The 26,401-nt window shown below is 66.3% G+C and carries 24 protein-coding genes; 6 read left to right on the top strand and 18 right to left on the bottom strand.

Features of this window, described 5'->3' with window-relative positions; translation table 11 throughout:
* Window positions 1–69: 69 nt before the first annotated feature.
* Complete coding sequence (locus ACSYAO_RS13000; RefSeq protein ID WP_440565717.1) at window positions 70–1,032, bottom strand: tyrosine-type recombinase/integrase; 963 nt, start codon at window positions 1,030–1,032, stop codon at window positions 70–72.
* Window positions 1,033–1,178: 146 nt separating this feature from the next.
* Between ACSYAO_RS13000 and ACSYAO_RS13005 the strand changes: the two genes are divergently transcribed.
* On the top strand, window positions 1,179–1,820 hold the full coding sequence (locus ACSYAO_RS13005; protein ID WP_440565719.1) for a GNAT family N-acetyltransferase: 642 nt from the start codon (window positions 1,179–1,181) through the stop codon (window positions 1,818–1,820).
* A 115-nt stretch (window positions 1,821–1,935) separates the two neighbouring features.
* Entirely contained in the window at window positions 1,936–3,372 is a 1,437-nt protein-coding gene (locus ACSYAO_RS13010; protein WP_049461922.1) for a GGDEF domain-containing protein, read from the top strand.
* Here the strand turns inward: ACSYAO_RS13010 and ACSYAO_RS13015 are convergent.
* A complete protein-coding gene (locus ACSYAO_RS13015) occupies window positions 3,369–5,195 on the bottom strand; it encodes a methyl-accepting chemotaxis protein (RefSeq protein WP_049461921.1) in 1,827 nt (608 codons plus the stop codon). The genes ACSYAO_RS13010 and ACSYAO_RS13015 overlap by 4 nt on opposite strands.
* Before the next feature lie 254 nt (window positions 5,196–5,449).
* Complete coding sequence (locus ACSYAO_RS13020) at window positions 5,450–6,052, bottom strand: GNAT family N-acetyltransferase (RefSeq protein WP_223224638.1); 603 nt, start codon at window positions 6,050–6,052, stop codon at window positions 5,450–5,452.
* Between the two features lie 95 nt (window positions 6,053–6,147).
* Between ACSYAO_RS13020 and ACSYAO_RS13025 the strand changes: the two genes are divergently transcribed.
* Window positions 6,148–7,236: a DUF5694 domain-containing protein gene (locus ACSYAO_RS13025; RefSeq protein ID WP_049461920.1), complete on the top strand. Its 1,089-nt coding sequence runs from the start codon at window positions 6,148–6,150 to the stop codon at window positions 7,234–7,236.
* A gap of 39 nt (window positions 7,237–7,275) precedes the next feature.
* On the opposite strand, the gene ACSYAO_RS13030 is transcribed toward ACSYAO_RS13025, so the two are convergent.
* The 10 genes from ACSYAO_RS13030 to ACSYAO_RS13075 all read right to left on the bottom strand — a co-directional run bounded on the left by ACSYAO_RS13030 (window position 7,276) and on the right by ACSYAO_RS13075 (window position 17,425).
* Entirely contained in the window at window positions 7,276–7,506 is a 231-nt protein-coding gene (locus ACSYAO_RS13030; RefSeq protein ID WP_049400551.1) for a hypothetical protein, read from the bottom strand.
* A 62-nt stretch (window positions 7,507–7,568) separates the two neighbouring features.
* Window positions 7,569–9,758, bottom strand: coding sequence for a PAS domain S-box protein (locus ACSYAO_RS13035; RefSeq protein WP_149908565.1), 2,190 nt, complete (start codon window positions 9,756–9,758; stop codon window positions 7,569–7,571).
* 207 nt (window positions 9,759–9,965) lie between these two features.
* The gene (locus ACSYAO_RS13040; RefSeq protein WP_049461918.1) at window positions 9,966–12,353 is read right to left on the bottom strand and encodes a Tex family protein; all 2,388 of its coding nucleotides are present in this window, start codon (window positions 12,351–12,353) and stop codon (window positions 9,966–9,968) included.
* Window positions 12,354–12,560: 207 nt separating this feature from the next.
* Window positions 12,561–12,776 (bottom strand): hypothetical protein, encoded by a 216-nt coding sequence (locus tag ACSYAO_RS13045; protein WP_005410085.1) that lies wholly within the window; start codon window positions 12,774–12,776, stop codon window positions 12,561–12,563.
* A gap of 721 nt (window positions 12,777–13,497) precedes the next feature.
* Window positions 13,498–13,950, bottom strand: coding sequence for a hypothetical protein (locus ACSYAO_RS13050; RefSeq protein WP_049462153.1), 453 nt, complete (start codon window positions 13,948–13,950; stop codon window positions 13,498–13,500).
* Window positions 13,947–14,150 carry a PspC domain-containing protein gene (locus tag ACSYAO_RS13055; protein ID WP_014037612.1) on the bottom strand — a complete coding sequence of 68 codons (204 nt, stop codon included), beginning with the start codon at window positions 14,148–14,150 and terminating at the stop codon, window positions 13,947–13,949. The genes ACSYAO_RS13050 and ACSYAO_RS13055 overlap by 4 nt, the downstream gene beginning before the upstream one ends.
* A 67-nt stretch (window positions 14,151–14,217) precedes the next feature.
* Window positions 14,218–14,592: a YfeK family protein gene (locus tag ACSYAO_RS13060; protein ID WP_414574497.1), complete on the bottom strand. Its 375-nt coding sequence runs from the start codon at window positions 14,590–14,592 to the stop codon at window positions 14,218–14,220.
* A gap of 55 nt (window positions 14,593–14,647) precedes the next feature.
* Entirely contained in the window at window positions 14,648–15,715 is a 1,068-nt protein-coding gene (phaC, locus tag ACSYAO_RS13065) for a class III poly(R)-hydroxyalkanoic acid synthase subunit PhaC (protein WP_049462151.1), read from the bottom strand.
* Complete coding sequence (gene phaE / locus ACSYAO_RS13070) at window positions 15,712–16,788, bottom strand: class III poly(R)-hydroxyalkanoic acid synthase subunit PhaE (protein WP_049462150.1); 1,077 nt, start codon at window positions 16,786–16,788, stop codon at window positions 15,712–15,714. The genes phaC and phaE overlap by 4 nt, the downstream gene beginning before the upstream one ends.
* 22 nt (window positions 16,789–16,810) lie before the next feature.
* Window positions 16,811–17,425 (bottom strand): CDP-alcohol phosphatidyltransferase family protein, encoded by a 615-nt coding sequence (locus ACSYAO_RS13075; RefSeq protein ID WP_032130352.1) that lies wholly within the window; start codon window positions 17,423–17,425, stop codon window positions 16,811–16,813.
* A gap of 344 nt (window positions 17,426–17,769) precedes the next feature.
* Between ACSYAO_RS13075 and ACSYAO_RS13080 the strand changes: the two genes are divergently transcribed.
* Window positions 17,770–18,420 carry a class I SAM-dependent methyltransferase gene (locus tag ACSYAO_RS13080; RefSeq protein ID WP_049462149.1) on the top strand — a complete coding sequence of 217 codons (651 nt, stop codon included), beginning with the start codon at window positions 17,770–17,772 and terminating at the stop codon, window positions 18,418–18,420.
* Window positions 18,421–18,586: 166 nt separating this feature from the next.
* Here ACSYAO_RS13080 and ACSYAO_RS13085 read toward each other — a convergent pair whose 3' ends face one another.
* From ACSYAO_RS13085 to ppsR, 5 genes are all read right to left on the bottom strand, one after another.
* Entirely contained in the window at window positions 18,587–19,951 is a 1,365-nt protein-coding gene (locus ACSYAO_RS13085; RefSeq protein ID WP_149908566.1) for an MATE family efflux transporter, read from the bottom strand.
* A 118-nt stretch (window positions 19,952–20,069) separates the two neighbouring features.
* On the bottom strand, window positions 20,070–20,699 hold the full coding sequence (locus ACSYAO_RS13090; protein ID WP_049462147.1) for a DUF2239 family protein: 630 nt from the start codon (window positions 20,697–20,699) through the stop codon (window positions 20,070–20,072).
* Window positions 20,700–20,824: 125 nt separating this feature from the next.
* Window positions 20,825–21,313, bottom strand: a complete 489-nt coding sequence (locus ACSYAO_RS13095) for an NUDIX hydrolase (protein WP_049462146.1) — start codon at window positions 21,311–21,313, stop codon at window positions 20,825–20,827.
* A 42-nt stretch (window positions 21,314–21,355) separates the two neighbouring features.
* Entirely contained in the window at window positions 21,356–21,865 is a 510-nt protein-coding gene (locus ACSYAO_RS13100) for a DUF1249 domain-containing protein (protein ID WP_032130357.1), read from the bottom strand.
* A 148-nt stretch (window positions 21,866–22,013) separates the two neighbouring features.
* Window positions 22,014–22,835 (bottom strand): posphoenolpyruvate synthetase regulatory kinase/phosphorylase PpsR, encoded by an 822-nt coding sequence (gene ppsR, locus ACSYAO_RS13105; RefSeq protein WP_006452040.1) that lies wholly within the window; start codon window positions 22,833–22,835, stop codon window positions 22,014–22,016.
* 145 nt (window positions 22,836–22,980) lie between these two features.
* On the opposite strand from ppsR, the gene ppsA reads away from it, so the two are divergent.
* Window positions 22,981–25,359, top strand: coding sequence for a phosphoenolpyruvate synthase (gene ppsA / locus ACSYAO_RS13110; protein ID WP_049462145.1), 2,379 nt, complete (start codon window positions 22,981–22,983; stop codon window positions 25,357–25,359).
* Between the two features lie 160 nt (window positions 25,360–25,519).
* Window positions 25,520–26,293: a hypothetical protein gene (locus ACSYAO_RS13115; RefSeq protein WP_049462144.1), complete on the top strand. Its 774-nt coding sequence runs from the start codon at window positions 25,520–25,522 to the stop codon at window positions 26,291–26,293.
* Window positions 26,294–26,401: the final 108 nt, after the last annotated feature.

Below are 26,401 nucleotides of genomic sequence, written 5' to 3' on the forward strand. Positions count from 1 at the left end.
ACTTCCCCATCCGGATCAGCATGCGCCCGGCCACATGGATTGCCGGCGAGGTGCTGGCGTGGCGCCAAGCTAACCGAGCCGGTCAGCCAGCTCGTCGGCGTCGGTCTGGTAGTAAATCAAGAGGCTCTTCAGGTCCCGGTGGCCAATGACCCGGGCCAGCTCCATCACATCCAGCTTTTTCGACAGCCGCCAGATCGCCTCTGCGCGGCTATCGTGGAAGTGCAGGTTCTCGATCTGAGCGGCATCCCGCGCACGGCGGAACAGGGTGTCTCGCGTGCCGGGGTCCAGGTCGAAAACGCTTTCTGCGTCCTGCGGCAGAAGGCTGATGATCTCCCGCGCGCGGGCTGACATTGGCACACGGCGAACGTCGCCGTTCTTGGTCTTCGGCAATGTCACGGATTTGGCCGACACATCGGTCCACTTCATGCCCAAGATCTCGCCAGCCCGCATGGCCGTCTCCAGGGCGAACATGAAGCACAACGCGACCCGGTGCTGAGCCTTCTTCGGCGCGCCACCGTCATATCCCAGCGCCAGCGTCAGCCGGTCGATCTCCTCCTGAGCCACCCTGCGTTTCCGGCTGGCCGGCGCCTGCGGCCGGTCCACGTCCTTGATCGGGTCACCATTCAGCCACCCCCAATCCTTCCGGCAGGATTTGAACACCGACTGCAGCAGGTTCATCTCGCGCCGCACGGAGGCGGGTGCGACCTGGCCTAAGCGGCGCTCGCGCCATTCGGCCAGGTGGATCGGCCGCAGAGCGGGCAGGCGCACGAGCGCCAGGGGATCCCGCTCCAGCAGTCCCAGCCGGGCCAGCTCCCACCGCGCACCCTTGTGCTTCGGCGCCACCTCATCGGCATAGCGGCGCAGGGCGTCCTTCACGGTATTCTCTGGGAGGCGCGCACCCGTCAGCTCGGCCTCGCGCATTAGCGCCCACTGGACCGCCTGCGCCTTCGTGGGGAGGGTGTTCGACTCGCGTCGACCGTCCTTGTAGATCTCAGCACGCCAGGAGGTGCCGCGTCGTTGGATAGATGCCATGCCGCCAATGTTCGGCGTAATTCTGGCGTAACGCTATCGGGCAGGCACGGGCCAACACGTGATTAGAGCAATCCGCGCAGCGCGCGCAAGCCACTGAATCCGTTGGATATAGTCTCTGTTCGGGTCTTACCGGGATTGAGCGGGAAATGTGGCGTAGTGCCTTTCACCGGCACCACTGCATCAAAGGCCAGGTCCCCGACCTGGCCTTTTGCATTTTCAGGACCGGAGCGCCAACACTGGCGACGATGCCAACGCCCGCCCTGCCCACGCTCCCCGCCACCCTGCCCGCACGGCTGCGTCCACTGCACGTGGATGATGCTGCCGCCTGGGCCCGTTATCTCTCGCTGCCGGGCGTGACCGAGCACACCAGCTGGGGCGACGTTTCCGAAAGGGCACTGCGTTGCCAGATCGCCGGTTACCTGCCCACGGCAACGGACCAGCGCTGGGCGCTGGTGGGCGCCGACAGCCAGCTGATCGGCACCGTTGGCCTGAACGGAATCGACCTGTCGCATGGCCGCGGCGAACTTGCCTATGATCTCGATCCGCGCTGGCAGGGTCAGGGACTGGCCACGCACGCAGCACGCGCGGTGCTCGAATGGGGCCATGCCGCACTCGCTCTGGTCCGAATCCAGGCGACTGTCCTGGACAGCAACGCCCGCTCGATCGCCGTGCTGGAACGCATCGGCATGCAGCGCGAAGGCCTGCTGCGCGCTTACCGGCGGGTTCGAGGACAGCCCCGTGACTTCTGGATGTACGCCCGCGTCGAAGGCTCCGCGTCACCATGCTGAAACACAACTGCGACTTCCGGCAAGCTTTGGAATAGACGCAGCGCACACTTTTCTTGCAAGCCACACGTGCTTCTGCCTATCGTGATCCCAGCCGGAGCTGGGGGCGGGGGAATGCATGACGTTGCGTGCGGCACTGTTTTTTCTGGTCACGCACGCGCTCGTCATTGCCTTTGTTGGCCCGCAGGACCCGGTCGGCTCCTACCTGATGCTGATCACTGCGCCGTTGCTGGCTGCACTGGCCTGCGTGCGGCGTGCGCGTGACAGCCGCCAGGCGGCCTGCAAATGGCGGACGCTGGGCGCTGCCGTGGGCCTGTTCTCGCTGGCCCTGCTCGCCCTGCTGTACCGCAATGTGGCCGGCCTCGATCCTGCGCAGATGACCGTGTCTTCGCTGATCCTGTACGTGTTCTACCGCATCCCCCTGACCTACGTGGCCGCCAGCCCGGGCGGCGGCAACCGCTGCATCCGCGCGGTGGACCTGCTGATCATCGCACTGCTGTGGCTGCTGTACTTCGGGCACACGCGGGCGATGGCGCATTTCAACGCCGCATTGTGGACGCAATGCCTGAACGCCATGAGCAACCTACAGAACAGCCTGGTGTTCTGCTTCGCGCTGATCCGCTTCCTGGCCGAGGACAATCCCGACCGCCGCGATTTTTTCCGGACACTTGCGATCTACGCGCTGGGCTATTTCCTGCTGGCGTTCTACATCAACACCTGCCAGCCGCAGCTGCCTGACGGCAACTGGGGGGACCTGCTGATCAGCGGACTGTTCGTGGTGCTGGCCGTCATGGCCGCCAGCAAGCGCCGCTATCCGGCGGTGGAGGTATCGCGCAGCCTGCGCCACATCGTCGACGCCGGCGTGCCGTTGATGCTGCCCTTGCTGCTGATGATGGTGGCGCTGCTGGTCGCGCGCCTGCAGCCCACCCTGGCCACGGTGGGCTTCATTGGTGCCATGCTCGGTTATGCCCTGCGCAGCGTGCTGAGCCAGGTGGAGATCCAGCGCCAGCGCGATGAGCTGGAAACGCTGGCGCGGCGCGATCCGCTGACTGGGCTGGGCAACCGCCGCAGCTTCGACGAATCTCTTGGCAATGCCCGTGGCCGCGCACGCCGCCAGGGACTCGGGCTGGCGGTACTGATGATCGACATCGACCACTTCAAACGGCTCAATGACACCTATGGCCATCCGGAGGGCGATCGTCGCCTGCAGTCGGTCGCCGCCATTCTTGATGGCTGCCTGCAACGGGGTGACGATCTGCTGGCGCGCTATGGCGGCGAAGAATTCATCGCCGCCCTGCCCTCGCCCGATGCCGCCCACGCACTGGGCCTGGGCGAACGGCTGCGCGCTTCGGTTGAAGCCGCAGCCCTGCCCGCCCCCGAGGCCACCGTTACCATCAGCATCGGCGTGGCCTGGCAGGCACCCGGCGAAGACCGCGATCCGCGCGACCTGGTCGAACGCGCCGACCAGGCCCTGTATCGCGCCAAACATGCCGGACGCAACTGCGTACGCGGCGACACCGATAGCAAGGAAGACCCGTCCGGTCGCCGCGCCTAGACCGCGTGCAGCCCCGCTGTTCCGTGCCGGTGCCCGGCCCCGCCCTGCACGCGGAAGCTGGCCACGGTCTGCAGCAGCTGCGCCGACTGCTCTTCCATGCTGCGCGCCGCCGCCGACGCCTCCTCGACCAGGGCCGCGTTCTGCTGGGTGCCCTGATCGATCAGGTCGACCGCATGATTCATCTGCTGGATATCGTCGCTCTGCTGCTGCGAGGCCGTGCTGATTTCAGTCATCAGGTCACTGACCCGGCGCACGTTGGTCACGATTTCATCCATGGTACGGCCCGCGCTCTCAACCTGCGCCGTGCCGGCGCCCACATTGGCAACCGACTCATCGATCAGGTGCTTGATCTCCTTGGCTGCGCTGGCCGAACGCTGCGACAGCTCGCGGATCTCAGTGGCAACCACGGCAAAGCCGCGGCCATGTTCACCGGCACGCGCAGCCTCCACCGCTGCGTTCAGCGCGAGAATGTTGGTCTGGAAGGCGATGCCGTCGATCACTCCGATGATGTCGACGATGCGCCGCGACGAGGCATTGATCACCGCCATCGTCTCGACCACTTCATGCACCACAGTGCCGCCTCGAGCGGCGACGTCGGCCGCTCCACCGGCCAGCTGGCTGGCCTGGCGCGCGTTGGTGGCCGTGCGCTGCACGGTCTCGGCCAGGCCTTTCATCGACACAGCGGTTTCCTCCAGCGAGGCCGCCTGCTGCTCGGTACGCTGCGAGAGGTCGCTGTTGCCCTGTGCGATTTCGGTCGCGCCGACTGCGATGGTGTCCGCGGCGAACTTGATCTGGCCGATGATCGCGGCCATCGCCTCGACCAGCGAATTCACGCCTTCGCACAGTTCGGCGATCGACCCGTTCTTGTCGGCGGTGGCCACGCGCTGGGTCAGATCGCCCTGCTTGGCGGCAGCCACCACCTCGCGGGTCTGCGCCACGGCGCGCTGCATGGCCTGGTTCTCGTGCACCTGCGCGGTGATGTCGGTGGCGTACTTGACGACCTTGAACGGCTTGCCATTGAGGTCCAGGATCGGGTTGTAGGATGCCTGGATCCAGACCTCGCGCCCGCCCTTGCCCAGGCGCCGATACTGGCCGGCGTCATATTCGCCGCGCCCGAGCTTCTCCCAGAACTGGCGATACTCGACGCTGCTGCGATGCTCAGGCTCGACAAACAACGAATGGTGCTGCCCGCGCACTTCGTCCAGGCTGTAGCCGGTAGCGGCCAGGAAATTGTCATTGGCCGACAGGATGCGGCCATCCATGCTGAACTCGATCACCGCCTGCGATTTGGCGATCGCGGCCAGTTGCCCCGCCGAGTCGGCCGCCTGCAGCTTCTGCGCGGTGATGTCGGTCGCGAACTTGACCACCTTGTACGGCCGCCCCTGGCGGTCCAGCACCGGGTTGTACGAAGCCTGGATCCAGATCTCACGCTGGCCCTTGCCGAAGCGGCGGTACTGTCCGGCGTCATATTCGCCACGCCCCAGGCGTACCCAGAAGTCGCGGTATTCCGCGCTGCGCGCCTGCTCGGGGTCGACGAACAGGGAGTGATGCTTGCCCTGGATCTCCTCCAGCCGGTAACCCATCGCCTGCAGGAAATTGTCATTGGCCCGCAGGATGGTGCCGTCGAGCGCGAATTCGATGACGGCCTGCACGCGATGCAGCGCGGCCACCTGCGCTTCCAGCTCGGTGCGGTCGGTCATCGCCGCCTCCGTGCTGGTGCGTTGCTGCGGCGCCAGCACGCCAAGCAGCGCACGCCACGGCGACCAACGGGTATGCAGCTCGGCCGGCGCCTGCGCGCCTGCCGTGAAGCCTGGAATGAGCATTGTCTGATCCTCGGTGTCCGGTAAGCGGTTGTGACCCGACGGGCGGGATGCCCGGCGGCAACATCAGTTGCCAGGGACTACAGGTGCCAACGGGCACCTCTCGAGCGACTGCGAAGAACGTCTGCTGCGGGTGCGATCGCATCTGGAAACGGCGGAACACACTGCGCGGACCACCCGTCGGGGGCAGCCTGGGGTCCTGCGGCGGGTGACTGGAGCGGGATCCAGAGGGAGTATCGGCGACGCCGTCGGCCGCTTTAGCGGGATTCCGCGACGTCCGTCGCAACTCCGTGCATTGCAGCCGGAATGCGGTAGACGATTGCCGTGTACTTCACGCCCTGCTCACGTGCCACAGCCTGCCCACCAAGGGACTCAGCCAGTGCACGGCTGGACCGGTTCCGTTCCGCCACCGGGTAGCGGAACGCAGCACAGCGCAGGCGCCCGGAGGCCGCCGACCACACCGCCGCCACTGCCTCGCGGCCATAGCCGTGCCCATGCATCACTTCTGCGATCCAGATGCCCAGTTCGGGTTCTGCTTCACGGGCTCGATGCAGGCCTGCCAGGCCAAGGAATACCCCATCCCCGCGCCTGCGGATCACCAACGTGATGTCGGTCCCGTCGGCGATGGTAAGCAGCCACGTCCGCCAGACGGCAGAAAACGCCTCCTTCGAGGGTGGCGGCTCGAACGCCATGTAGCGGGTCAGCCCGGGTGTGATTGCCACAAATGCCTCGTCGGCATCACCGGGCGTGAAAGGCCGGAGGTGCAGCCGCGGACTGTCGATGGTCCAGTCGTCCAATGTCATCTTCTGCATCGCCTGGGCATTGCGTGCAGCATCGCTCAGCAGAAGGATGCAGCTCAAGGCAGAAAGGTTTACATGACCAATGCGGGATTCCCCAGCAGGAGAAAATGACCAGCATGAAGGTCCCGCAGGATGCTTATCGACATGGAGATCGCATGTTCCCTCGCTTTGCCAGCCTTCTCTTCCTGGCCCTGTGCAGCAGCAGCGCGCTGGCCAACGACGCCGCCTATCGACCCGCCTTCCACCCCGACCAGCTGAAGGGACCACCCGCAGGACGCCCGAACGAAGTGCTGGTGCTGGGCAGCCCGCACCTGTCCAGCCTGCCGGAGACCTTCACGCCGGCGATGCTGGAACCTCTGCTGCAGCGCCTGGAAGCCTGGCGGCCCACCGCGATCGCGGTGGAGAACCTGTCCGGCCTGCAGTGTGACTTCATGCGCCGCAATCCGGCCCGATACGCGGAGAGCGTAGCGGACTACTGCGTCGATCCGGCACCGGCGCAGGCCGCCACCGGCCTGGACGTGCCCAGCGCCAACGTGGAGATGGAACGCCTGCTTGCGGATTGGCCGAAGGCGCCAACCGCTGCCCAGCGGCGCCGATTGGCCGCCGTGTTCCTGGCCGCGGGCGAAAGCAGCTCGGCAGTCGTCCAATGGCTGCGGCTGTCCAGGGAAGAGCGACGTGCTTCGGACAGCCTGACACCGGAGCTGGTGCAGTTCCTCGACACGCGCATGGCCCGCCGCAACGAGGCCGGACTGGTGGCCGGCGTACTTGCGGCACGCCTGGGGCTGGAGCGCCTGTGGTCGGTCGACGACCACACTGCAGATTCGCCAACACCGGAATCGCAGCAGAAGGCCTACGCTGCCGCCATACGCGGTGCCTGGGACAATTCCTTCGTCAAAGCGCGCAGGGCGGCCGATGAACGACTGGAGGCCAATCTTGCTCAACCGGATGGATTGCTCGCAATGTATCGCGCCTACAACACGCCCGAGGCCGCGATGGTGGCTTTCAACAGCGATTTCGGCGCGACCCTCGTCGAGCCCTCGCCGGAAGGCTTCGGCCGCAACTACGTGGGCTACTGGGAAACCCGCAACCTGCGCATGGTCGCCAACATGCGCGACATCCTGGGCCAGCATCCAGGCACCCGCATGCTGACCATCGTCGGTGCCTCGCACAAGGGCTACTACGAGGCTTACCTCAACCTGATGCACGACGTGCAGCTGGTCAGTTCGGATGAAGTACTGCGCTGACGCAACATGACGTGGAGGATGCGGTGACCATCCACCGCATCACTCCACCGCGTTCCTGCCCGTCCGCCACAGCACGATGCTGGCGGCACCGATACAGGACAGCGTGAACACCAGCAGGGCGACCGCGCCGCCCTGCAGTACCGGCAGCAGGGCCTGCGCGTGAAGGTCGCCGCGCAGCTGTTCCGCACGCAGGCAGGCGGCCAGCGCGAGGCACCAGCCAACCATCGCCGGCGCGTAGGCCCGCATCGCAACCGGGTTCCAGACCTTCATGGGATCACCTGCATGAGTGGATGTGCGCGCAGTATTCGCGCACGCCCTCTCACAGGCTGAGATCAGCCCTCGGCGGCTTCGGAATCATCGCCGGGCAGCTCACTGGCCTCGCCCTGCACCTGTACGTTGTTGCGACCCATTGCCTTGGCCCGGTAACACTGGGCATCAGCCGCTGCCACGGCCTGGTCCACGCTCATCCCACCCGCCAATGGCGCGATACCGATGCTGGCACCCACATGCAGGCGGTCCCGGTCCCACGGAATCGACAGCGATGCCAGGGTGTGCAGCAGTTCACCGCCGATGCGCGCGGCACGACGCGGCGTACAGCCGGACAGGATCACTGCGAATTCGTCGCCGCCCAGACGCGCCACTACGTCCGAATCGCGCACACCGTGGCGCAGCACGCTGGCCACCGCCCACAGCACGGCATCGCCGGCCAGATGGCCCCAGGTGTCGTTGACCGGCTTGAAGCGGTCCAGGTCGATGTACATCAACGACGCGGCCTGGCCAGTTCGCTCGACGCGGGTGATCGCCTGCTGCAGATGCACCTCGAAGCCGCGACGGTTGCTCAGCTCGGTGAGCGGATCGATCTCGGCCAGATGGCGCGCTTCGCGCTGGCGCGCGCGCTGCTGGGTGTCATCACGCAGTACCCACACCGCACCGCGTACATGACCTTCATCATCGCGCAGCCAGGCACGGGTCAGGTCGACCGGGATCGTGGCCGTGCCCAGGCGCAGCAGAAGATCGGCGTGCAGGTCCACCGCATTGCTTTCCGGGTCCAGCAGGACCGACACATCCAGTACCGAGCCGGGCGCATATTCGGTGGTCAGTGCCAGCACGTCCTGCACCTTGTGCCCGGCCAGCGACAGCGCGCCATCACCCGCCAGGGTGCGTACTGCGGCGGCATTGGCGTAGTCGATACGGCCATCCAGGCTGACACTGAGCACCAGGTCGGCAACCGCATCAAGCGTGATACGGCTGCGCTGCTCGCTCTCGAACAGGCGCTGCTCGCTGCTGCGCTGGGCGCTGATGTCCTGGATCTGCGACACGAAATGCAGCGGTTCACCGTGCTCGGTGCGCACCAGCGACACCGACAGCCGCGCCCAGATCACCTTGCCGTCGCGATCGAGATAGCGCTTTTCCAGGTGGTAGTGGCTGCGCCGCCCGGCCAGCAGATCCTGCACCAGGGCCAGGTCGGTCTGCAGGTCATCGGGGTGGGTCAGGCGCTGGAAATCAACCTGCAGCAGTTCTTCGCGGGGGTAGCCCAGGATCCGGCACAGTGCGTCATTGACGTCCAGCCAGCGTCCTTCCAGCGACACCAGCGCCATGCCCAGCGCCGCCGACGTGAACGCACCGGCGAATTTCTCTGCCGACAGGCGTGCTTCGGCGCGCGCCTGCAGGATCTCGGTGATGTCGATGGACATGCCGACATAGCCGATCCGCGCGCCGCCGGCACCATCCATGCGGCTGATCGACAAGCGCACCTGGCGTGGCTGGCCATCCTTGCGCCGCAGTGTCCACTGCCGTGAATAGGTCTGCTCATCGGCGCGGGCGCTGAGTGATTCAAACGCGCCCGGCAGGCTTCCGTCCGCAGCCGCCAGCGGACGCAGCCAGGCCGCCAGCTCGTCCGGATCGTGGAAATCACCCAGTCGCCGCTGGCCGACCACTTCTTCCGCGCTGTAACCCAGCAGGCGTTCCGCGCCGGTATTGAACAGGGTGATGGTGCCTTCGGTATCGGTCGCGATCACCGCCACCTCATCGGACGCGTCGACCACGGCCTGCAATCGCTGCCGGCTCTCGGCCGCATCCTGCCGCGCCTGCTGCAGCTCGGTCACGTCGGCGTGCGCACCGGCCATCCACAGCGGTCGTCCCTGCCCGTCCCATTCGAACACGCGGCCACGGTCGTGGATCCATATCCACTGGCCATTCTTGTGGCGCATGCGCAGCAGGCAGACATAGTTGTCGCTGCGGCCTTCGAAGTGATCCTCGAGTGCCGCGTCGGACAGGACGATGTCGTCGGGGTGGACCAGCTTCAGGAACGTCTTCTGGCACACCGGCTCCAGCTCTTCCAGGCGATAGCCGACAATCTCCGCCCAGCGCGCATTGACCCGCATTTCGCCGGTCTGCACGTTCCATTCCCAGGTACCGGCAGCGGTGCCGTCGATGATCATGGCCAGGCGCCGGCGCTCCTCTGCCAGTTCCTGCAGGCGCCGCTCGAGCAGCCCGTTGCCGTTGTTTCCCTGGCCCGCCATCAATCCGGTCCCCGGCCCGCACAGGCGGGCAGCAGCCGCAGCACAGCGCTGCAGCCCTCAACGAAGACAACGGGTCCTGCTGGCGTCATGGCCCTCCCCAGCGACAGCGGGGAGGCCAAACGCCCCCCTCAGGCGCAAGTGTGCGCAATCACGGGGAAAATCGACAAGTCCCCCGCCACGAATCAAGCGTGACGGGGGACACGGTCCTCAACTGCGCTTGGCGCGGGCGAAGGCCTCCGCCAGGGCGTTGTTGGCCGGGGGCGCGGACTGAGCGGGACGGCCGCCATTGCCCTGGCCCCGGTTTGGCCCGCGGTTCTGGCCGCCTGCGTCGCGGCGCAGCCCCTGCCCCTGGCCGCGGTCATCACGCTGGCCCGGACGGCTGGTGGCCTGCCCGGGGGTGTCGTCCAGGCGCCGGGTCAGGGCGATGCGCTTGCGCGCCACGTCCACCTCCAGCACCTTGACCTTGACGATATCGCCGGCCTTGACGACGTCGCGCGGGTCCTTCACGAAGATATCGGAGAGCGCCGAGATGTGGATCAGGCCATCCTGGTGCACGCCGATATCGACGAAGGCGCCGAAGGCCGCGACGTTGCTGACCACGCCTTCCAGCACCATGCCCTCGCGCAGGTCCTTGATGTCCTCGACGCCCTCGGCGAAGCGCGCCGCCTTGAACTCCGGACGCGGGTCACGGCCCGGCTTTTCCAGTTCCTTCAGGATGTCGCGCACGGTCGGCACGCCGAAGGTGTCGTCGGTGAACTGTTCTGCCTTCAGGCCCCGCAGGAAGCTGCCATCACCGATCAGCGCCTTGATCGGGCGCGCGGTGCTGGCCACGATGCGCTCGACCACCGGGTAGGCTTCGGGGTGCACCGCCGAGGCGTCCAGCGGCTGGTCACCATCGGCGATACGCAGGAAGCCGGCGCACTGCTCGAAGGTCTTCTCGCCCAGGCGCGCGACCTTCAGCAGGTCCTTGCGACGCTTGAACGGGCCATTGTCGTCACGATGGCGCACGATGTTCTCGGCCACCGTGGACGACAGGCCGGACACGCGCGACAGCAGCGCGGCCGAAGCGGTGTTCACGTACACGCCCACGGCATTCACGCAGTCCTCGACCCGCGCATCCAGCGCCCGTGCCAGGCGGTACTGGTCCACGTCGTGCTGGTACTGGCCGACACCGATCGCCTTGGGTTCGATCTTGACCAGTTCGGCCAGCGGATCCTGCAGGCGGCGCGCGATGGACACCGCGCCACGCAGCGACACGTCCAGCCCCGGGAATTCCTTGGCCGCGAACTCCGAGGCCGAGTACACCGAGGCACCGGCCTCGCTGACCACCACCTTCTGCAGCTTCGGGTTGGCCGCGGCCTTGATCACCTCACCGGCCAGCTTGTCGGTCTCGCGGCTGGCGGTGCCGTTGCCGATCGCGATCAGTTCCACGTTGTACTTGGCGCACAGCTGCTTGATGGTCTGCAGCGACTGCTCCCACTGGCGGCGCGGCTCATGCGGATAGATGGTCTCGGTGGCGACCAGCTTGCCGGTAGCGTCGACCACGGCGATCTTGCAGCCGGTACGGATGCCCGGGTCCAGCCCGAGCACGGTCTTCGGGCCGGCCGGCGCGGCCAGCAGCAGGTCCTTCAGGTTGTCGCCGAACACCGCGATGGCTTCGGCCTCGGCCTTTTCGCGAGCCTGGTTGAACAGGTCCAGCAGCAGATGGGTGTGCAGCTTGGCACGCCAGGTCAGGCGGCAGGCATCCAGCAGCCAGCGGTCGGCGGCACGGCCCTGATCGGCGATGCCGGCCTTGCGCGCCACGCGTCCTTCGGCGTACTGGTGGCCGGCCTCGGCCTCGCTGCCCGGGTCCAGTTCCAGGAACAGGATCTCCTCGCGGCGCGCACGGAACAGCGCCAGCAAGCGGTGCGAGGGAATCTTCGCCAGCGCCTCGGCATGCTCGAAATAATCGCGGTACTTGGCGCCTTCGGTTTCCTTGCCCTCGGCCACGCGGGCACGGATCACGCCGGTCTCGCCCAGCCAGGTGCGCAGCTCACCGACCAGCGCGGCATCTTCGCCCCAGCGCTCCATCAGGATCGCGCGTGCACCTTCCAGCGCAGCCTTGGTGTCGGCCACGCCCTTGTCGGTGTCGACAAAGGAAGCAGCGAAGACCTGAGGGTCCTGCGTCGGGTCGGCCAGCAGGCCATCAGCCAGCGGTTCCAGACCGGCCTCGCGGGCGATCTGGGCGCGGGTACGGCGCTTGGGCTTGTACGGCAGGTACAGGTCTTCCAGCCGGCTCTTGGTGTCGGCGGCCAGGATGTCGTTGCGCAGGTCGTCGCTGAGCTTGCCCTGCTCGCCGATGCTGGCCAGCACCGCCGCGCGACGGTCTTCCAGTTCGCGCAGGTAGGTCAGGCGCACTTCCAGGTTGCGCAGCTGGGTGTCGTCCAGGCCCCCGGTCACTTCCTTGCGGTAGCGCGCGATGAACGGAACGCTGGCGCCCTCGTCGAGCAGGCCGACGGCGGCACGTACCTGGGCGGACTGGGCACCGATCTCGTCGGCGATGGTCTGGGCGATCTGCTGGGCGAGCGCGCTCTGGGCGTTCTTGGCGTCGTGCATTGCTTCAGGTCTGTGCCGCGTTACGGGAAGACCCCATTCTGGCAATCCACGACGGAGCCGGACAAGGCATTGACAGGGGGCGAGGTTCAGCGGTGAGGCCGGAGTGGACGCCGGCATCCTGGCGAAAAGAGGGCTCGGACTGGCCCTGGGCTGGGATGCCGGCGCGGGCGCGCGATGGTGGGCGCGCCCTGCCGCGTGTTGCGGAGGTCAGCGGTAGTGGCGGGCGGCGCGCTGCATGACGATCTCGTCACGCATGCCTTCCAGGGCCATCAGGCGGACCTTGCCGACACCCTGCAGTTCCATGAACCGCTCCGTGTAGAACTCCGGCCCCAGCGCGGTGTCGGCGCGGGATTTGCTGAAGCCGTAGGGCACCACGCCCTTCTCGCCATCCTTGCTACCACCGACATAAAGAACGATTGCCATGTGATGTATTCCTCCAAATTGCTACTGCGTACTGCACTCGATGAGCGATGCTGCGAGCTCATCGAGGGAGAGCTTACCGCGTCGAACCTGACTGGAACGTCACGAAGGCTAATGACGATCGGTTGCATGCAGATGACTGCGGGATCGCAGCAGAATGCTTACGGATCTTTAACTTCCGACTAACGAATCGGGGGTTTCCAGCCAACGGCGCAGCCCCTCGTGGGTGGTTTGGGATGATCGCGGAAAGCCGGTTTCCTGTGGGCTGGCCGGGTGGGTGGGGATGGCGGGGACGCCGTGAACCCGTCCATGGGGGCTTAGCCGCGGCATCCATGCCGCGGATACCCCGCCAGCCCCACCCACCCGGCCGCTGACAGATTTCTGCTGCGTCTGCCACCCACGGAGAAGAAAAAAAGATCAAAAGCAAAAGCAGCCTGGCCGGCTGCTTTGTTGCTTCCTGTGGAGCCAAGCCATGCTCGGCTCACGAGCAAGCGCAGCGCGCGACCCGCTTCTGCTGTTCTATTTCTTCTCCGTGGATGGACGCGCACGGAAACTGTCAGGGGCCGGGTGGGGTGGATTCGCGGGACCGTTGGCGCCATGGATGGCGCCATCGAGCCCCCAGGGACGGGTTTACGGCGTGTCCCGCGAACCCACCCCGCCCGGCCCAATCACATGAAACGTATTCCCCGACCAAGCCACGAGGGGCTGCGCCGTTGGCTGGAAACTACGGCCACCAGCCATGCCCGAACCGGGCGAAATGATCGGCCGCGCGTTCGAACGGGTTGCGCGCACTCACGCCACCACACAGCAGGTATACCGGCAGGTACAGCGGCCCCAGCACCATGTACTGGTATACGTGCGCGCGCTCGTGGTCGTCCAGCCGGATCAGCGGCTCCACGCCCCAGCCCGCCTGATGCGCATAGGTGCGGCAGGAAATGCCCAGGTCATGGCCGGTGTGCAGGATCACATTGCCCAGCGTGATCGCCCCACCCGGCCCCCACGGCCAGCGGTCGAACACCAGTGCGCAGTCCCGCCCGCTCCAGCGCAGCGTCGCGCCGCCGAGCATGCCGGCCAGGCCACCGATCAGGCCGAGCAGCGAATTGGGGGACGCCCATGCCGCGCCCACCACCTGCAGCGCGCGCAGCCAGATCGGCCAAGGCTCCGGAGCAGTCTTCAATCGGCCTCGTTCGGCATCAGCAGCCACAGGATCAGGTAGACCAGGATGCCGGGGAAAGCCGCCGAGCCGATCGAGACCAGCACGAACACGATCCGTACCAGCGTGGGGTTCCAGCCGAAGCGATGGGCGATGCCGCCCATCACGCCGGCAATCATGCGGTCGTTCAGCGAGCGCGACAGCGTCTTGGGCGTGGTGTTCATGGCGGCGTCTCCTCGGCTTACGGGCAGAACCAGTCGAGCATGGCTCGACTTTACACCCGGGCCGTGTCTACGGCGTGCGGTGGCGCAATGCCTGCAAGCGTGCACCGAACCAGGCCGCTGCCGTCTGTTCGGGCTGCCCCGGGCAATGGATGCGATAGGGCTTGCCGCTCATGCTGCTCTGGCTGGCGGCGCGCTCGATGAACTGCTCGGCGCTGTCCACCATGTCCTTCTTCAGCAGGTAGTCGTACTTGCGCTGCAGATGCGCGCGCGCATCGCTGCCGTCGTACCAGCTGCCATTGCGCTGGAACCGGCATTGGGAGCCGTCCAGGCTGGAGATCAGCTGGGCGATTTCTCTTCGCGCATCCGCGCTGGGGGCGGCCTGGGCAACAGGGGCTGCCAGCAGCAGCGTGGCAAGCAGCAGCGAAATCCTTTGCGACATCATCATTCTCCATGCAGTCGAGCATGGCTCGACGCTACAAAAAAAACCGAAGCAGGCCTTACGGGTCGCGCGCCTTCAGCCAGCCATCGATCGTGGCCGGCACTTCGCGCTGCGCGCGGCCGGACACGTAGATGCCGATATGGCCACCGCGGAAACTGGACTCGGTGTAGTCGTCCGTGCCCAGACGTCCGCGCATTGCGCGCGAAGCATCCGGCGGCACCAGATGGTCCTGCTCGGCGTAGATGTTCAGTACCGGCAGGGTCACCTTCGACAGATCCACCGCCTCTTCGCCGATCCGCACCGTGCCGTTCATCAGCCCGTTGCCCTGGTAGAACTGCTTGATGAAGTCGCGGAACGCCTCGCCGGCCAGGTCCGGTGAATCGAAGATCCACTTCTCCATCCGCAGGAAATCCTCCAGCGCAGCCTTGTCATCGAGGATGTCGAGCAGGCCGACGTACTTCTGCACGTTCAGGCGGAACGGCTTGAGCATCAGGTAACTGGCATTCATCAGGTCGGCCGGGATGTTGCCCAGCGTGTCGACCAGCAGGTCCACATCCACCTGCCGCGCCCAGTGCGAGAGCATGTTGTCGGCGGTGTGGAAATCGACCGGGGTGACCATGGTGATCAGCTTGCCCAGCTTCTGTCGGCGCAGCGCGGCATAGCACAGCGCGAACACGCCGCCCTGGCAGATGCCGAGCAGGTCGACCGGTCCACCACTGCGCGCGCGCAGCGTATCGACCGCGCCATCGATGTAGCGCAGCAGGTAGTCCTCCAGGGTCTGGAAGCGCTCCGAGCGATCCGGGTAACCCCAGTCCAGCACGTAGACGTCCTGCCCCAGCGCCAGCAGCTTCTGCACCAGCGAACGGTCGGCCTGCAGGTCGACCATGTACGGCCGGTTGACCAGCGCGTAGACGATCAGCAGCGGCGTGCGGCGGGTCGGTGCCTGTTCGCCGACGAAGCGGTACAGCACCACCTTGCCATCGCGCCAGACTTCCTCGCGCGCGGTCACGCCATAGTCCACGTCTTCCACCTGCGGCAGCAGCTTCAGCCCTTCCATCAGCTTGCGCTGCATGGCCAGGGTTTCCTGCATCAGGTCATCGGCGTTGAAGCCCAGCGGTCCTTTCATCGGTCACGCGTCCGCGTGGAAGTACGGGGCGCTGCCTTTGGTGCAGCCTTTTTCGCAGCCGCCTTTTTCGCAGCCGCCTTCTTTGCCGGCGCGGCCTTCTTCGCGGCCTTGCGCGCGACCGGCTTCACCTTCGCCGGCGCCGGCTGTGCCACCGGATCGACCTCGCCCGTACCGGCCATGGCCGCCACCTGTGCCTGCAGTCGGCGCAGGCTGCGCTCCAGCTCGGCGATGCGGCGGTGCGCGGCGTCCATCTCACTGCGGGTCGGCAGGCCGATCCGTTCACTCATCTGTTCCACCTCGCGCTGCAGGCCGGCGCGCAGGCGCATCTGAGCGTTGCCCAGCGCGGCATACACCTGCTGGAACGGTTCGGACATGGCGACCTTGGCGTAGGCCTCCTCGGCCACTTCGATCCACAGGTCGAACATCGCGCGGGCGCTGGTCAGCTGGCTGCCCGGCTGCTCGTGCTCGGCCAGGCGCTGCTCGAACAGCGCGAAGGCCTCGTCCAGTGCCTGCTTGATCTGATCGACGTAGGCGCGTGAATGCTGCTGGTATTCCTCCTGCGCCCGCAGCAGCGCCTGCCAGCGCGCCTGGTGCTCGCGGCCGGGCCCGAACGCCGGGCTCTGCAGCCACGGACCGGCCTGCAGCTGGAACTGCTGCAGCCAGGCGGCAAACTCCGGTACAGCGGCGCTAGCGTGGGTGCTGCCACGGGCGCCCTGCAGCATCCACTGCAGCATGCCGTCGCCCTGCCCCTGCACCGCCTCGCGCCAGGCTTGTGCTACGTCGGCACTGCTGGCGTCGCGGCCGGCGAAACGCGCGGCCACTTCCTGCATGGTGCCGTACCAGCTGCCCGCCTGTTCGCGGAAGCGGCGCACGGCATCTTCCGGCGCGCCCTGCCCCTGCTCGGGCAACAGCTGGCCCCACCAGTCGAACAACCGCTGCCAGCTGCCGGGATCGTCACCAGCCGGTGCGCCGGGCGTGCTCGCATGGCGCAGGGCATCGCCCCAGGCGCCGAAGTACTGCCGGGCCAGGGTTTCGAAATCACTGCTGCCGGCGTCGTGGGCCGAGCTGGTCATCGCAGGCCTCCGCAGGGCTGGCTCATGGCTTGGGAATGCGCAGGGTCTTGCTGATCATCAGCGACCCGGACAAGGCGAACAACAACACCATCGGGTGCAGCTGCCACGGGCCGATCTGCCACTGGCCGAACCAGATGTTCTGGCCGATGGCATCGGTACCGGCGGCGATCGCCAGCACAATCACCAGCACCAGGCTGGTCGGGATCGGGGTGCCCTCGAAATACGCGACCTTGCCCTCGTCGCCGGCCAGCGCCTCTGCGGTGACGTTGTAGCGCGCCAGGCGGCTGACGCCGCAGCAGACGAAATAGCTCAGCACCAGCCAGTCCCAGCCGCCCTGCATGCCGCAGGCGTAGGCCAGCGCCGCCGGGGCCACACCGAAGGAGATCACGTCGGACAGCGAGTCCAGCTCGCGGCCCAGGGTGGAGCTGGACTTGCGCCAGCGCGCGATGCGCCCATCGAGGGCGTCGAAAATGAAAGCCAGCGGGATCAACGCCATGCCGAACAGCAGGTAGCCGCGCTCGCCGTCCTGCAGGAAGCGCATTGCGGCAAAGACCGCACCGGTGCCGCAGAAAGCATTGGCCAGGGTGAACCAGTCGGCCAGCTGGAATTCGCGCAGCATCGAGAAGTGACGTTTCATGGGGTCTCACGGAGCATCAAGGCCCACAGGTTACCGCGAGCGCCGCCACTGGCGACAGCGCTGGCAGGCCCCAGCCTTCACCGCTCCCTCACCTGTCCTCACCGGCGGTGAATTTTTCGCCACCCATCTTGACAGCCTAGGGGGGTGGCGCCTGTCGCGGCTTATCCACAAAGTTGCCCACGCGTAATCCACACCCCCTGTGGACAACCAGATCTCACCGACTGCGACGCTGGACATTTCCTCATCACCCCGAAGCGGGGTTTCCCTACTTCCCAAGCCACAAGGTCGGCGCTATGGTCACCGGCGGACCCGCCGCCGCCACGTCCGAAACTCTGCAACGGACGATGATGATGCTGGATGCTCCCACTCTGGCCGCACAGCTGCGGCAGCCCCATGGCGAGGCCGCGCTGGCGGTGGCTGACTCGATGAACCGCAGCAACGGCGCACTCAACCTGGCCGCGATCGGGCTGCTGGCCGTCGGCACTGGCGAACGGGTCCTGGAGATCGGCCCCGGCAATGCGGCCTTCGCGCCGCTGATGCTGCAGGCCACCGACAGCCACTATCTGGGTATTGAGCTGTCCACCGCCATGGTCGAGGCCGGCAACCAGCGCCTGGCCAGCGCCGGGTTGGCCGAGCGTGCCGCGATGCGACACGGCGACGCTCATGCGCTGCCGGTCGCCGATGCCGCGATGGATGCCGCGCTCGCGGTCAACACCCTGTACTTCTGGCCGAACCTGGCGCCGGTGCTGGACGAGCTGGCGCGGGTGGCGCGCCGGGGCGGCCGCCTGTGCCTGGCCTTTGGCGACGCCAGCTTCATGCGCAGCCTGCCATTTGCTGCCGACTTCCAACTGCATGAGCTGGACGCGGTGGAGCTGGCGCTGCGGGTATCGGGCTTCCGCGTCTCGGCCTGGCGCAGCCACCGGGAATCCGCAGCCGGCAATGACGGCCAGATCCGCGAAAAGCACTTCCATCTGCTGCTGGCACAGCGGCGCTGAAGTGGCAGAGCCGGCCTGCACCCGCCGCCAGCGAGCAACACAGAACACCTGCATCACCAGTGGCCAACCCACCGCAGCCGCCGCAACGACTGTGATCCGACCGAGTGGTAGAGCCGGCCGCTGGCCGGCTGCCCCGGCATTCCGGATTGCCGGCCAGCGGCCGGCACTACCCAGCCTGCACCCGCCGCCGCCAACGCGCGAAGCAGAACACCTGCATCACCAGCATCGCCAGCAGCCCCAGTGGCCACGCCCACCACAGGCCGGCCAGCCCATGCCGCGCCTGCAACCACATCGCCAACGGCAGCTCCAGCAGCAGTACCGCTGCCATGCCCAACAACGCTGGCAACATCACCGTGCCACTGCCTCGCATCACTCCGACCAGCACCGCGCTGCCTCCCATCGCCAGCACGCCCCATACCACCGTGCGCAGCTGCGATGCGGCCAATTCGCGCACCTCTGCGGCCGCCAGAATCAGCCCGGTCAGCCAGGGCGCCAGCGCCATCACCAGCAGCACCACCACGCTCAGCATCGCCAGCCCAAGCAGCACACCGGTGCGAGCGATGGCGGGCAGCCGTGCCGTACGCCCCGCGCCCATCGCATGCGCCGCGAGGATGGTGGCGGTGATCCCCAGCGACATCGCAGGCAGTTGCACCCAGCTCATCAACTGGTTGACCGCACCGTAGGCGGCCGTGGCCGTGTAGCCGTAGCGGTTGATCCAGCCCAGCAACACGATTTCGGCAATGGCCAGGCTGAGCATCTGCAGCGATGACGGTACGCCGATGCGCAGCATCGCGCGGATGAGCACGCCATCGAAACGGATGGCACGCAGCAGCTCACGTCCCGGCGCCAACGGGTGCTCCATCCTCTGCCACCGCCACATAAGCCAGGCCAGGGCCAGCAGCGAGGCAAATGCCGCCGAGACTGCCGCACTGGCCGAACCCAGCTGCGGCGGGCCGACCCAGCCGAGGATCAGCAGCGGCGTGCACAGCAGGCCGACCACCGTGGCCAGCAACAGCGCATGCAGCGGTGTCTTCGCATCGCCCACCGCGCGGCTCACCGCAGTGGCCAGCCACAGCAGGAAGAACACCGGTGCCGTCAGCAGCAGCACGCGTGCGTAGACAATGGACTCACTGAGGACCGCTGCCGGCGTGCCCAACGCCGCCAGCAGTTGTGGCGCGAAACCGCCGCCCAGGGCCATCACCAGCACCGACAACAGCAGGATCAGCGCCACCGCGCTGCCAGCCACGGCGCGTGCCTGCTGGGGGCGGCCCGCGCCCCAGGCCTGGCCGATCAGCACCATCGCACCGGTCGCCAGGCCCATTACCAGGGCCAACAGCAGGAAGAAGACCGGAAAGAACGCAGCCGCTGCAGCCACTGCCTGTGTGCCGAGCAGATGGCCGAGGTAAATGTTGTCCAGCGTGCCTGCGGCCAGCTGCAGCGCATTGGTCAGCAGCATCGGCAGCAGCAGGGTCAGATAGGTGCGCCACAGCGGGGGTGCTGCCGGAGGTATCGGATGTACAGGGGTGCTCATGGGGTTCTCTGGGCAAGGCGCCGCCCTGCCCGGCGTTTCCGCCAGCAAAGCAAGCACAGGGAAAGCAGGCCGTGGCCCGCGGTCAGGTGGCGCCGTCGCTCAGCAACGGCGCGATGGCTCAGCCGTCGATGTGGTCCGCAGGATCGTCGAAGGCCAAGCGCAGAGCGTGGGCGCGCACATCCGCGGGCCAACTCCGCAACGCCGCTTCCAGGCCCGCGCGGTCATGCGCGAACAGGACACGGATCGCCTCCTCGAAACCCGGCAGGTCACCGGCGATGGTCTGCAGGAAGTGATAGGCACGCTCGCTGTCACGACGCTGGCGGTCCTTGTCGGCACCGGCACGGCTGGCCGCTTCCACCAGCCGGCGAAGCACCACCGAGGCCCCACCCGGCTGATCGGCCAGCCACGCCCAATGACGCGGCAGCAAGGTCACTTCTCGGGCGACCACACCCAGCTTGGGGCGGCCACGGCCTCGCGGGGCAACAGGCGCGTCTTCAGGAGCGATTCCGGCGTCCGCTTGCACGGCCGATGGGAACGCGGCAGCAACCCGCGAAAGCAGTTCTGCGTCGCTGCCACGCGTATCGAAATCACGGGTGCGACCGGTGGCGTTGTCGAACACCAGCAGCGGACCGGCAGCGTTGTCGGCACGCAGCTGCTTCAGCGCCAGCGCGGCCACTTCCGGCGTACCGGAAGCGACCAGGCGATGGCCGTCGAAACAACTGAAGGGAGGAAGTCGGGACGCAGGCATGGCAACGGCATCAGAGGCGGTGCGCGAATATTGCCCGGGTAATTCTCTCCCGTCAATATTGCCCGGGTATTAATTTACCAGAAGAGCGTGCCGACCAAAGATTGGCAGCTACCCGATTTCCCGGCTCACAGGCGGCTGAAGGACCAGCTCACCATGCGCCCGTCCTTGTACGGCATCACGCCGTGGAACGGGCGCGGGTCGGCGTCGAACACCAGCGGCAGGAAGTTGCGGTCGCCCTCCCACATCGGCAGGGTGTCCAGCTTGTCCAGGTCCACCCACTCCAGCGTGCCTTCGTGGTTGCCGCCGTGCGGGGTGCCCTCGAATCCATCGATGACGAACACGAAACCCAGCCAATCCTCGCCGTGCTTGCCGAAGCCTGGCCAGCTGATGGTGCCGCGCAGGCGCATGCCGGTGCAGTCGATGCCGGCTTCCTCGGCGATCTCGCGGCGCATGCTGGCCGCCACATCCTCGTCCGCTTCGATCTTGCCGCCCAGGCCGTTGTACTTGCCCAGGTGGTGGTCACCGGGACGGGTATTGCGGTGGATCATCAGCACCTGGCGACGATCAGGCGACAGCACATAGCCCAGGGTGGCGACGATCGGGGTGTACGGCATGGGGCAGCATCCAGCGGCAGGTCAGCCGTGGATTATGGCCGATCAGCGCACCAGCGACAGGCGGCGCTCGGCAGGTGCACTGGCGCCGTCGGGATCGCGGCGCAGGGTGGCGACGCCGTGGCCACGCTCGGCCAGGTATTCCAGCCACTTGCCGAGGAAGGTGTTCATCCGCATGCGGTGGCTGATCAGCTCCGCCGGCGGCGGATACAGGCCCATCGTGTCCTGCCAGCGGCGGCCCACGTAGCAATGGGTGGTCTCGGCCTGGCGCGCGTCACGGTACAGGCGCACATAGGCCGACGGATCCGGCTCGCCGGTGACCGGGTCGGCCAGGTCGTAGGTCAAGCGCAGTTCCACCGTGTAGCGGTGGCACTCGATCACGTCCAGGCGCACGTCCAGGCCGTCGCCGATCGAGGAAATGTAGCTGCCCGCCACCAGTCCGGCCGGTTCGAACAGACGCACCAGATGGCGGTAGTTTTCCGCGTACAGGCCCATGAGCCAGCTCAGCCGGCTCAGGCGGGGAATGCGTTCGGTGCGGGGCAAGGCTCGGGCCATGGGTCGATCCTACACGTTGGTGCTTCAACGTGGGGGCGCGCACGTGCAAGCCAACCCCTGGGTAGTGCCGGCCGCTGGCCGGCAGCCCCGCATCACGGCCGAGGGTTCATCGAGCAGCCGGCCAGCGGCCGGCTCTACCAGATGAGGATCAATACAGCTCGCGCTGCAGCCCCAGCGTGGCCAGCACCTTGCTGGAAATCTCCTCGATCGAGGTATGGGTGGTGCTCAGGGTCGGAATCCGCTCCATCTGGAACATCACCTCGGCCGCAGCCACCTCGCGCTTGCAGGTGTCCAGGTTTGCGTAGCGCGAGTTCGGGCGGCGCTCCTGGCGGATCTGCTGCAGCCGGTCCGGGTCGATGGTCAGGCCGAACAGCTTGCGCCGGTAGTTGCGCAGGCGTGGCGGCAGGCGGTCGCTTTCCAGGTCTTCGTCGGTCAGCGGGTAATTGGCCGCGCGCACCCCGTAATGCAGGGCCAGGTAGATGCAGGTGGGCGTCTTGCCGGCGCGTGACACCGCCACCAGGATCACGTCGGCATCGTCGTAGTTCACCGCGATGCCGTCGTCATGGGTCAGGGCGAAGTTCATCGCGTTGATGCGGCGGTGGTAGGTGTCGAAATCGACCATGCCGTGGGCCTGGCCGACCCGGGCCAGGCGCGGACTGGCCAGTTCACGCTCCAGCGGCTCGATGAACGGCGCGAACACATCCAGCATCAGCGCGCCGCTGTCGGCCAGGATCAGGCTCAGGCTCTGGTCCACGCAGGAGTTCACCACGATCGGCCGGACCTGGTACCGCTCCCCTGCCGCCTGGATCCGGGCACAGGCTTCACGCGCTTTTTCGGGGTCGTCGACAAACGACATGCGGTCGGTAATGAAGCTGAACCCGGAGAACTGGGTAAGCAGGCTATGCCCAATGGTTTCAGCGGTGATACCGGTTCCATCGGAAACGTAGAACACCGGACGGATGGTCGACATGCGCGCTTTTACCCCCTACGAAGCCTAAAAAGGCCGCCAGCACAAGCTTGTGCCGACGGTACTCTGCCCGGCATCATATCGGCTTCTTCCTACGGACGCGGCCATTCCAGCCCGCCTCGGGCGATGGCCAAACGGAGCATCGCGCTTGAACGAGAACATCCTGTGGTTGCACGAACTGCGTCTGGCCGACTTGGCCCGCGTAGGCGGCAAGAATTCGTCGCTGGGCGAGATGATCGGCAACCTGGCCGGTCTGGGCGTTTCGGTGCCGGGCGGTTATGCCACCACCGCTGAAGCCTTCAAGGACTTCATCGCGCACAACGATCTGTCCAAGCGCATCTTCGACAAGCTGGCCACGCTGGACGTCGAGGACGTCAACGCGCTGACCGCAGCGGGCAAGGAAATCCGCACCTGGGTGATCGACGCCCCGCTGCAGCCGCAGCTGGACCAGGACATCCGCACCGCCTACGCCCAGCTGAGCGCGGACAACGGCGGCGGCGACGTGGCCGTGGCCGTGCGTTCGTCGGCCACCGCCGAGGATCTGCCGGATGCCTCCTTCGCCGGCCAGCAGGAAACCTTCCTCAACGTCACCGGTGCCGACGATGTCGTGCGCAAGGTCAAGGAAGTGTTCGCCTCGCTGTACAACGACCGTGCCATCGCCTACCGCGTGCACCACGGCTTCAAGCATGAAGACGTGTTCCTGTCGGCGGGCGTGCAGCTGATGGTGCGTTCGGGCGTCGGTTCCTCCGGCGTGCTGTTCACCTTGGACACCGAGTCCGGCTTCCGCGACGTGGTGTTCGTCACCTCGTCCTTCGGCCTGGGCGAAATGGTCGTGCAGGGCGCGGTCAACCCGGACGAGTACTACGTCTACAAGCCCACCCTGCAGGCCGGCAAGCCGGCGATCCTGCGCCGCTCGCTCGGCAGCAAGGCCATCCGCATGGTGTATTCGGATGTTCCGGGTGAGCGCGTCAGGATCGAGGACACTCCGGTCGAACTGCGCACCACCTTCTCGATCAGCGACGAGGACGTGCAGGAACTGTCCAAGCAGGCGCTGGTCATCGAAAAGCACTACGGCCGCCCGATGGATATCGAGTGGGCCAAGGACGGTGTCAGCGGCAAGCTGTTCATCGTGCAGGCGCGCCCGGAGACGGTGAAGTCGCGCAGCCATGCCACCCAGATCGAGCGCTTCGCGCTGACCGAAAAGGGCGGCAACGTGCTGGCCGAGGGCCGTGCCGTTGGTGCCAAGATCGGCTCGGGCGTGGCCCGCGTGGTGAAGACGCTGGACGACATGAACCGCGTGCAGCCGGGCGACGTGCTGATCGCCGACATGACCGACCCGGACTGGGAACCGGTGATGAAGCGTGCCTCGGCCATCGTCACCAATCGCGGTGGCCGTACCTGTCATGCCGCGATCATCGCGCGCGAGCTGGGCGTGCCGGCCGTGGTCGGTTCGGGCAACGCCACCAAGGTCATCGAAGATGGCCAGCTGGTCACCGTCAGCTGCGCTGAAGGCGATACCGGCTTCATCTACGAAGGCAAGCTCGGCTTCGAGCGCACCACCACCGATCTGGGCAACATGCCGCCGGCACCGCTGAAGATCATGATGAACGTGGCCAACCCGGAACGTGCCTTCGACTTCGGCCAGCTGCCGAACGCCGGCATCGGCCTGGCCCGCCTGGAAATGATCATCGCCAGCCACATCGGCATCCACCCTAACGCGCTGCTGGAATACGACCGCCAGGATGCGGCGACGAAGAAGAAGATCGACGAGAAGATCGCCGGCTATGGTGATCCGGTCAGCTTCTACGTGGATCGCCTGGCCGAAGGCATCGCCACCCTCACCGCCTCGGTCGCCCCGAACGCCGTGATCGTGCGCCTGTCGGACTTCAAGTCCAACGAGTACGCCAACCTGATCGGCGGCAGTAACTACGAGCCGCACGAAGAGAACCCGATGATCGGCTTCCGCGGCGCGAGCCGTTACGTCGACCCGAGCTTCTCGGCCGCCTTCGCGCTGGAGTGCAAGGCCGTGCTGCGCGTGCGCAACGAAATGGGCCTGGACAACCTGTGGGTCATGATTCCGTTCGTGCGCACCCTGGAAGAAGGCCGCAAGGTCATCGAGGTGCTGGAACAGAACGGCCTGAAGCAGGGCGAGAACGGCCTGAAGATCATCATGATGTGCGAAGTGCCGTCCAACGCGCTGCTCGCCGATGAGTTCCTGGAGATCTTCGACGGCTTCTCGATCGGCTCCAACGACCTGACCCAGCTCAGCCTGGGCCTGGACCGCGATTCGTCGATCGTCGCGCACCTGTTCGACGAACGTAACCCGGCAGTGAAGAAGCTGCTGTCGATGGCGATCAAGTCGGCACGTGCCAAGGGCAAGTACGTCGGCATCTGCGGCCAGGGCCCGTCCGATCACCCGGATCTGGCCGAGTGGCTGATGCAGGAAGGCATCGAGTCGGTGTCGCTGAACCCGGACACCGTGGTCGATACCTGGCTGCGCCTGGCCAAGCTGAAGGCCAACGGCTGATCCGGCTGTAAGGCTGAATAAAGAAACCCCGCCTCGGCGGGGTTTCTGCTTTTGGGGACCAACTGGACCGATATGTCATTTGCAACTATTCCAGTAGGCGCCCTGAAATGGCCGACGCACACTGGAAGGACTGGAATCACTTGCCGGCAAGGTTCGCCCCATGACCATCCCGTTCGCACTTGGACTGTTCAACTACTCCGGCCCACTGGCAGGAGCGCAGGATTTCCAGAAGTTTCACGAGTTGGCTATATCCATGCTCGAAAAGCGTGGAGTAGAGGTCACCTACTTTGCGTCTGATGGAAAGGGCCACAGTAGCAAGTTGGCGAAGCTGGGCAATGCAGCACATCGAAGACTTCTGGCCAGTAGCTTCAAGGAGCTGACCCTCCTCAGCGTTGTCGCTGTACCCAAAGGAAGTGACGCGCCCGCGTATGATCTGACGGCATCAGTGGATTTCGCTTCCAGTCGTGAGCTTGGAACGGAATTCGTTCTGTTCTCCAAGGACGCTCGCTTTCCTCTGGAACCGCAGTCCTTCCGGGAGCTCCTGGTGGGGCTGATCGCTCTGTATGACTGGGACTTTGGCTACGTCACCCACCCGCCCTTCGAGCGGAGCCCGCAGGCCTACATCATGAGCTACTGCGATGGCACACAGCCGCAGGACGAAGAAGACCGCAACCAGATCTGGTATGACGCCCCGCCAGAGGTGCGCATGCACAAGGCCCGCAACATCTTCCCGCTTAGCCTGCTGAATCCAGTGCAGTTGGGTGTGTCCGTCGCGCCCGGCAAGACACTGGCGGCGATACTGCAAGGTACTCCCGGCTGCACGTTGGACGAACTGGTGCCCGGCCGCCTCTGGCTCAGTACGGTAGAACCGCACCTGGTACAAGGACTCCGCTCGCTGCTCAAGGGTACGGGCGCGTTGATCGAAGGCGGCTGACATCACGTTCATCCTGCGATGCCGATAATCTGCCCGCATGCAACCCCGCCTCTGCGGGGTTTTCATTTTTTGGCGTTCTTGAGCGCCGCGCCCGTTCGACAAGGAGCC

The sequence above is a fragment of the Stenotrophomonas sp. STK16_22 genome, from assembly GCF_051984505.1.
GTDB classification, from domain to species: Bacteria; Pseudomonadota; Gammaproteobacteria; order Xanthomonadales; family Xanthomonadaceae; genus Stenotrophomonas; species Stenotrophomonas maltophilia_A.

Excerpts from the sequence above, each read along its gene's own strand:
- ACSYAO_RS13000 (WP_440565717.1), bottom strand. The coding sequence starts at position 1,032 with ATGGCATCTATCCAACGACGCGGCACCTCCTGGCGTGCTGAGATCTAC.
- ACSYAO_RS13005 (WP_440565719.1), top strand. The coding sequence starts at position 1,179 with ATGTGGCGTAGTGCCTTTCACCGGCACCACTGCATCAAAGGCCAGGTC.
- ACSYAO_RS13010 (WP_049461922.1), top strand. The coding sequence starts at position 1,936 with ATGACGTTGCGTGCGGCACTGTTTTTTCTGGTCACGCACGCGCTCGTC.
- ACSYAO_RS13015 (WP_049461921.1), bottom strand. The coding sequence starts at position 5,195 with ATGCTCATTCCAGGCTTCACGGCAGGCGCGCAGGCGCCGGCCGAGCTG.
- ACSYAO_RS13025 (WP_049461920.1), top strand. The coding sequence starts at position 6,148 with ATGTTCCCTCGCTTTGCCAGCCTTCTCTTCCTGGCCCTGTGCAGCAGC.
- ACSYAO_RS13030 (WP_049400551.1), bottom strand. The coding sequence starts at position 7,506 with ATGAAGGTCTGGAACCCGGTTGCGATGCGGGCCTACGCGCCGGCGATG.
- ACSYAO_RS13035 (WP_149908565.1), bottom strand. The coding sequence starts at position 9,758 with ATGGCGGGCCAGGGAAACAACGGCAACGGGCTGCTCGAGCGGCGCCTG.
- ACSYAO_RS13040 (WP_049461918.1), bottom strand. The coding sequence starts at position 12,353 with ATGCACGACGCCAAGAACGCCCAGAGCGCGCTCGCCCAGCAGATCGCC.
- ACSYAO_RS13045 (WP_005410085.1), bottom strand. The coding sequence starts at position 12,776 with ATGGCAATCGTTCTTTATGTCGGTGGTAGCAAGGATGGCGAGAAGGGC.
- ACSYAO_RS13055 (WP_014037612.1), bottom strand. The coding sequence starts at position 14,150 with ATGAACACCACGCCCAAGACGCTGTCGCGCTCGCTGAACGACCGCATG.
- ACSYAO_RS13060 (WP_414574497.1), bottom strand. The coding sequence starts at position 14,592 with ATGATGTCGCAAAGGATTTCGCTGCTGCTTGCCACGCTGCTGCTGGCA.
- phaC (WP_049462151.1), bottom strand. The coding sequence starts at position 15,715 with ATGAAAGGACCGCTGGGCTTCAACGCCGATGACCTGATGCAGGAAACC.
- phaE (WP_049462150.1), bottom strand. The coding sequence starts at position 16,788 with ATGACCAGCTCGGCCCACGACGCCGGCAGCAGTGATTTCGAAACCCTG.
- ACSYAO_RS13075 (WP_032130352.1), bottom strand. The coding sequence starts at position 17,425 with ATGAAACGTCACTTCTCGATGCTGCGCGAATTCCAGCTGGCCGACTGG.
- ACSYAO_RS13080 (WP_049462149.1), top strand. The coding sequence starts at position 17,770 with ATGATGATGCTGGATGCTCCCACTCTGGCCGCACAGCTGCGGCAGCCC.
- ACSYAO_RS13085 (WP_149908566.1), bottom strand. The coding sequence starts at position 19,951 with ATGAGCACCCCTGTACATCCGATACCTCCGGCAGCACCCCCGCTGTGG.
- ACSYAO_RS13090 (WP_049462147.1), bottom strand. The coding sequence starts at position 20,699 with ATGCCTGCGTCCCGACTTCCTCCCTTCAGTTGTTTCGACGGCCATCGC.
- ACSYAO_RS13095 (WP_049462146.1), bottom strand. The coding sequence starts at position 21,313 with ATGCCGTACACCCCGATCGTCGCCACCCTGGGCTATGTGCTGTCGCCT.
- ACSYAO_RS13100 (WP_032130357.1), bottom strand. The coding sequence starts at position 21,865 with ATGGCCCGAGCCTTGCCCCGCACCGAACGCATTCCCCGCCTGAGCCGG.
- ppsR (WP_006452040.1), bottom strand. The coding sequence starts at position 22,835 with ATGTCGACCATCCGTCCGGTGTTCTACGTTTCCGATGGAACCGGTATC.
- ACSYAO_RS13115 (WP_049462144.1), top strand. The coding sequence starts at position 25,520 with ATGACCATCCCGTTCGCACTTGGACTGTTCAACTACTCCGGCCCACTG.